General features: G+C 40.4%; 6 protein-coding genes. 4 read left to right on the top strand and 2 right to left on the bottom strand.

Annotated elements, in window-relative coordinates; genetic code table 11:
- From ACFIMC_RS10210 to ACFIMC_RS10195, 4 genes are all read left to right on the top strand, one after another.
- A partial coding sequence (locus ACFIMC_RS10210; RefSeq protein WP_375680831.1) for a filamentous hemagglutinin occupies nucleotides 1-1,014 on the top strand: 1,014 nt, incomplete at its 5' end.
- Entirely contained in the window at nucleotides 1,011-1,415 is a 405-nt protein-coding gene (locus ACFIMC_RS10205) for a hypothetical protein (protein ID WP_375612686.1), read from the top strand. The genes ACFIMC_RS10210 and ACFIMC_RS10205, both read left to right, overlap by 4 nt.
- Nucleotides 1,403-1,594, top strand: coding sequence for a hypothetical protein (locus ACFIMC_RS10200; protein ID WP_375680832.1), 192 nt, complete (start codon nucleotides 1,403-1,405; stop codon nucleotides 1,592-1,594). The genes ACFIMC_RS10205 and ACFIMC_RS10200 overlap by 13 nt, the downstream gene beginning before the upstream one ends.
- Nucleotides 1,594-1,953: a hypothetical protein gene (locus ACFIMC_RS10195; RefSeq protein ID WP_375651448.1), complete on the top strand. Its 360-nt coding sequence runs from the start codon at nucleotides 1,594-1,596 to the stop codon at nucleotides 1,951-1,953. The genes ACFIMC_RS10200 and ACFIMC_RS10195 overlap by 1 nt, the downstream gene beginning before the upstream one ends.
- Before the next feature lie 99 nt (nucleotides 1,954-2,052).
- On the opposite strand, the gene ACFIMC_RS10190 is transcribed toward ACFIMC_RS10195, so the two are convergent.
- A complete protein-coding gene (locus ACFIMC_RS10190) occupies nucleotides 2,053-2,253 on the bottom strand; it encodes an AlpA family transcriptional regulator (protein WP_015856172.1) in 201 nt (66 codons plus the stop codon).
- A 207-nt stretch (nucleotides 2,254-2,460) separates the two neighbouring features.
- The coding region (locus tag ACFIMC_RS10185) for a tyrosine-type recombinase/integrase (protein WP_375680833.1) at nucleotides 2,461-3,191 on the bottom strand (731 nt) is incomplete at its 5' end.

Below are 3,191 nucleotides of genomic sequence, written 5' to 3'. Positions count from 1 at the left end.
GCAGGGCAGAAGGCATTAACAGGGCAAGATGTTGAGCAAGCCATAGCCTCCCTTAATCGGGATACTGCTAGCGCCCATAAGGGTGTACAACAGCTCGATGTAGGCAAGCTGGAACAAATCGTCCATGAAAACCGCGAAATGGCAACGCAATTGTTGGAAGAAGGATTTAAATACAGCGATGACTCCTATAAAACCATGTTTATCAAAGAGCACCCCATCGCCGTGGTCGACCGTGATGAAAAGGGTAATATAATCTATGAAATAGATGCAAATGGACAGTATATCACAGACGCTCGTGGACAACCAATACCTCACGCACATTATTTAACGGATGAAGAAAAGCAGCATTTACAAGAGGGTGCTGATGGCAAGGTGCATGTGTCCTTTAATGGCATCTTTACTCCACCAGAGGAAGCCGCTGTTTATGCGGTTCAACATGCGAAGGATAAAAATGCACCGCTTTATTTTGTTGTGTTCCCTCAAGCCGATTCTGCTATCTCAGAACTTTTGGTCGCGGGCTATCAGAAGTTTATGGAAAATAACTTTTGGGGTTTGACCAATTCAACACAAGAAGCAAAAGATTTGGTGTATAGCCATGGTATTACAGGGTTAGAACTTTATGGACATAGCCGTGGTACCATGACATTGGGAAATATGCTGTATTCTTTCAAACAAGAAGGTGTGCACGGTATAGCCGACAACACGAATATCAATTTCTATGGACCAGCCTTTAATGTTTTAGTTGCATCCGGTCTGTTAGGTTATGTGAGTGATGGCAAACAAACCACTATTGGTTTTGATGGGCATAGATATGACTTTGTAAGCCGATGGATTGGCGGCAATGGCTATACTTATGAGACAATACCTGCTGGCAGTAACTGGTGGAAAGAAACATGGAATATGTTCAAAAATCCTTATAATCCTCATACTTGCCTTGGAGATGCGGGTCCAAAATGTCGAGATATATATGGACTTTCCCATCGAGTACAATTCCCTTTAAGGAGGAAAAAATGAAACAAACTTTAAAATTATTAAGCGCTGTAACTTTGTTAAGTATAGCTGGATGTCAGTTTAATAAACCTCCTGCAGGATACTTCACGGTGTGGGAGAAATCAGGAGCAGATCGGCTTGAGGTAAAAAAAGCACTTTTAGAATGTGGAATGCCAGCTCCTTATGATGTATTTCCAGAAAACAGAAATTTAAGCAACAATGCATGGGCAACCATAGAAGCTTGTATGATTCAAGCTGGTTTCCATGATAAATATGATAGGGGGGGGGGCTGGTGTGGAAATCATAAAGCCGAAAACTTGCCCATTTGTCGTCCAGGTGCTGTTGTTCCACAGCGCAGTGTCAAGAAGCGCTTAAATAGCCCGTTTTGTAAAAAACATCCAGAACAATATGAATGCTATCCTTAAGTCTTGCTTGTGATGATCAACAATCCGCCATCCTTGCCTTCTCTTGGAATGGCGGGACTGTTCCCTCAATCCAACATTTCAATATTGTTCACCGTTGTTTTAATGAAGCGGTGACAGGAAATATCAACAGGCTTATGAGCTTTTTTATTGTAAATAAATCCATTGAAAGAGGGGAATAATGAAGAAAATCTTAAAACTATTGAGTTGTATAGCTCTGTTAAGTATCACTGGATGTGTTAACTCAATTCCCTCACTTTCTCCAGCATTATGGAGAAATAAAATACTTTTAGAATGTGGAGTACCGGACCTTAATAAGGTTGTGGCGCTAGATTTGAATCAATTTGCCAGTATTGAAATGTGTATGGCGCAATCAGGTTTTCGCCCTAGCTTTACAATACAAGATTGGTGTGAGAACCATAAATCAGACAACCTTCCCATATGTCGTCTTGGTGCTGTCATGCCTCAGCGAAGTGTTGAGAGACGCTTAAATAGCTCTTATTGTAAAAAACATTCAGAACAACTTGAATGCAAACCTTAAGTCTTGCTTCAGCAGAGAAAGCCTTGAATTTACACCAAATAAAGCACCAGGTTGATGAGCTTGAGAAAGCCTTGTCCATCCTTACGTGACAAGGTTTTTTTATGCCGCGTCGTTATAACGTTGCTGTTTTGCTTGCTCGATGACATTCAAAAGATCTGATTGTAACCAACGGGATAAAAAGCCAAATTTTAAAGGTTTTGGGAGAGAGCCATTGGTTACATGACGGCGGAATGTTGAAACACTCATATGAAGCAATTTTGCACTTTCACGGTCAGTTAAAAGAATATCATTTTCTGTCATTCTAAAATCCTTTCACTATAAAAACAAAAACAAATCATAATCATTTATTAACCACATTTTGGTTCATTTAGAAAGATGTTTTATTCATAGAAAACAATATTTTATTATACAATTTCTAATGTGATAATTTATGAGTCTTATTGAGAGAGAATGAGAGAGAAGAGAGCTAAAGTTATCCACAGATAATGGGGTTATTCACCCCATATTTTAGGTTTGACCCGTGACATAAGCCGCCCATTTATCCATATAGACACGGCGCTGTTCTAGATAGTCAGTGCGACGATAGGAGCGCTCTACTTGTCCTCCTACTGTATGACTTAGAATAGTTTCAGCGACCTCATAGGGGGCATCGGTTGTTTCTGCTAGCCAATCGCGTAAACTAGAGCGAAAACCATGCGGGCAGGCTTCAAGTTTATTGTCTCTCATATATTGAGCCATACACTTCTCAGCGAGGGGACCGCGACCTTTAGCAGAAAAAAAGAAATCATTACGAGAAAGCAATCGTGCTTGTTTTAAAATGTCTAATGCTTCAGTTGATAAAGGCACGCGAAACTCTGTTGTGGCATCACGCTTGCCTTTCATATTTTCAGCAGGTATGGTCCATATATCCCCATCAATTTGATCTTTATGAATATGACGTAAAGGATTGGTACGAACACCTGTCAGAATAAGCAAACGCAAAGCCAGTTGTGTTATAGTTGATGCTTCACAGAGTGTTTTATAAAAAGCCGGCACTTCTCTCCAATCCATGGCTGGTCTATTAGTGACCTTATGGCGTTGTTTTCCTAAGAGAGCTTTTGCTTTTTCTACAGCTTGTAAATCAACATCTACACCTAATGCAGCCGCATGTTTGAGACAAAGATTAAGACGTATCAATGCTGTTCGAGCAATTACAGCCTTTGTATGCCAAATGGGAGAAAGGGTATTGCGTATCTCTG

The organism is Bartonella sp. AP21QHHD, from assembly GCF_042196205.1.
GTDB lineage: Bacteria > Pseudomonadota > Alphaproteobacteria > Rhizobiales > Rhizobiaceae > Bartonella.
This window is presented reverse-complemented; position numbering and strand designations above follow the sequence as displayed.

Excerpts from the sequence above, each read along its gene's own strand:
- ACFIMC_RS10205 (WP_375612686.1), top strand. The coding sequence starts at position 1,011 with ATGAAACAAACTTTAAAATTATTAAGCGCTGTAACTTTGTTAAGTATA.
- ACFIMC_RS10200 (WP_375680832.1), top strand. The coding sequence starts at position 1,403 with ATGCTATCCTTAAGTCTTGCTTGTGATGATCAACAATCCGCCATCCTT.
- ACFIMC_RS10195 (WP_375651448.1), top strand. The coding sequence starts at position 1,594 with ATGAAGAAAATCTTAAAACTATTGAGTTGTATAGCTCTGTTAAGTATC.
- ACFIMC_RS10190 (WP_015856172.1), bottom strand. The coding sequence starts at position 2,253 with ATGACAGAAAATGATATTCTTTTAACTGACCGTGAAAGTGCAAAATTG.